Origin of the sequence: Nocardioides sp., assembly GCF_036401255.1 — a bacterium.
Lineage (GTDB): Bacteria > Actinomycetota > Actinomycetes > Propionibacteriales > Nocardioidaceae > Nocardioides.
In genome coordinates, this window is record NZ_DASWVI010000225.1 from 1 (window position 1) to 2,381 (window position 2,381).

Annotated in this window: 3 protein-coding genes; all 3 read left to right on the top strand. The window is 74.5% G+C overall.

The genetic code is table 11. From position 1 onward, the window contains the following. Positions 1-725, top strand: a 725-nt coding sequence (locus VGD85_RS10435) for an SIS domain-containing protein (protein WP_331063373.1), incomplete at its 5' end; no start/stop codon positions are given. Positions 726-754: 29 nt separating this feature from the next. Next, positions 755-1,963, top strand: a complete 1,209-nt coding sequence (locus tag VGD85_RS10440) for an acyltransferase family protein (RefSeq protein WP_331063374.1) — start codon at positions 755-757, stop codon at positions 1,961-1,963. A gap of 82 nt (positions 1,964-2,045) precedes the next feature. Beyond that, positions 2,046-2,381 (top strand): NAD(P)-binding protein (locus VGD85_RS10445; protein WP_331063375.1); only part of this gene is annotated, 336 nt, incomplete at its 3' end.

Sequence of the window (2,381 nt, forward strand, 5' to 3'; positions counted from 1 at the left end):
TCGCTCCCGACGGCGCGGGCACCGGTACGGCGTCCGCGGTGGCCGAGGCGGTGCGCCGGGGCTGCCAGGTCGTGGTCGCGACGCCCGCCGGCTCGCGGGTGGCGGAGCACGCCGCCGGCCGGTGGAGCACGATCCTGCCCACCGAGACCCGCGACCAGCTGGCGACGGCGGTCGTCGTGCTGGACTACCTCGAGCGCGTCTCGCTCGGCCCGCGGGCCGACGCCGACCAGGTGGCCGCGGCGCTCGACCAGGTGGCGATCGAGTGCTCGCCGCACCGCGACCTGGCCGTCAACCCGGCCAAGATGCTCGCGATCGCCCTCGCCGACACCAACCCCGTCGTGTGGGGCGGGTCGGTCCTCGCGGCACGTGCCGCGCGCCGCGTCGCGGAGTCGATCCGGCGGGCGAGCGGCCGCACGGCGCTCGCGGGCGATGCCGAGCACCTGCTCCCGGTCCTGGAGGCGGCACGACCGCGCGACGTCTTCGACGACCCGGTGGCCGACGGCGGGGGCGAGCTGCGCCCGATGCTGCTGGTGCTCGACGACGGCGCCGAGGAGCCGTTCGTCCGGGAGCAGCGCGGCCGCCTGCAGGCCGCAGCCGCCTCACGCGGCGTCCGGGTCGAGACCGTGACCACGGACGCCCAGACCGAGGTGGCCCGCTACGCCTCCCTGCTGCTGAGCGGGCGGTACGCGGCCGAGTACCTCCGGATCGGTCTCGTGGAGGACTGAACCGGACCCCGATCGGGTAATCCCCCTAGGTGCCGACCGAGAACCCGTCGACCACGGCCCCCCTCCCACCGGCTGCCCCGCCCACGGCCACGCCGGCGGCGCGTGACCCCTGGTTCGACAACGCGAAGATGACCCTCGTCACGCTCGTGGTCGTGGGGCACGCGTGGACGTTGCTGCCCGCCACCGCGGTCGTCCAGCACCTCTACGACTTCCTCTACGCCTGGCACGTGCCGGCGTTCGTCCTCGTCACCGGCTACCTCTCCCAGCGGTTCACCTACACCCGCGTCCGGATCTGGCAGCTGGTCCGCACGGTGGCCGTGCCGTACCTCGTCTTCGAGTGCGCCCTGGCGCTGTTCCGCGTCTACGTCGGCGGCGAGGAGCTCGCCGACCTGTTCCGCGACCCGCACTGGCCGATGTGGTACCTCGCCGCGCTGTTCCTCTGGCGCCTGATGACCCCGGTCTTCCGGCCGCTGCCGGCCGGTCTGGTGGTCGCGGTGGCGATCAGCCTGATCGCCGGCATGTACGCCGGGGACACCCTCGACATCGCCCGGGTCCTGGGTCTGCTGCCGTTCTTCGTGATGGGCCTCAAGGCCACACCGGAACGCCTGGAGCTGCTGCGACGGACCCGGGTCCAGATGGCCGCCGTCGCCGTGTTCGTGGCGATCTGGGTGCTCACCACCTGGACCGACGTGTGGGCGAGCACCGAGTGGCTCTACTACCGCTCCCGCTACGACGAGATGGGCCACGCCGACGATCTCCACGCCCTGCTCACCCGGGCGCTGGTGCTGACGATCGGCACCCTCGGCGCGCTGGCGTTCCTGGCCCTCGTCCCGCGGCTCGGCGGCTGGTTCACCCGGATGGGCGCGTGGACGCTCGTCGTCTATCTCTTCCACGGGTTCGCCGTGAAGGGTGCCTCGTACGCCGGCTACGGCACCTGGGCCGACGCGCACGCCGTGATCTCCTTCGGCGTGACCACCGTCGCCGCCGTCGCGCTCGCCCTGCTGCTCGCCTGGCGCCCGGTGGCGTCCCGGCTGAGCCACGTGGTCGACCCGCTGGGCTATGCCGAGCGGCACGTGCGGCACGCCGTCGACCTCGCCGTGGTCAAGGACCAGGTCCAGCCCGAGGTGCAGGCCGAGGTCGAGGCGCTGACCGAGCCGACGACCGGCCCGACGACCGGCCCGACGACCGGCCCGGCGACCAGGCGGATGGTCGAGTCCGGGGGAGCCCGCCGGTCCTGACCACCGGAGGGTGACCAGCGCCACCTCGACGAAGGACCTTCGGTCCGGGTGGCCGCCGGTGCTCCCCGGCCAGGATGGTGGCATGACCGGAACCGGTGCGCACGAGCGCGCCCACGCGCAGGTGGTCGTGGTCGGCGGCGGCATCAGCGGGCTGGCGACGGCGTACCACCTGCGTCGGGCGCTCGGCCCGCAGGCGGTGCTCCGCGTGCTGGAGTCCGCGGCCGCACCCGGCGGCAAGGTCCACACGGTCCGCGTCGCGGGCCGGGCCGTCGACACCGGTCCGGACGCGTACCTGTCCCGGGCCCCGGAGCTCGGGGCGCTCGTCGCCGCCCTCGGGCTGGCCGACGACGTCGTCGAGCCGCACAGCTCCGGCAGCTACATCTGGTCGCGCGGTGCCCTGCGGGCGCTCCCGCCCGGC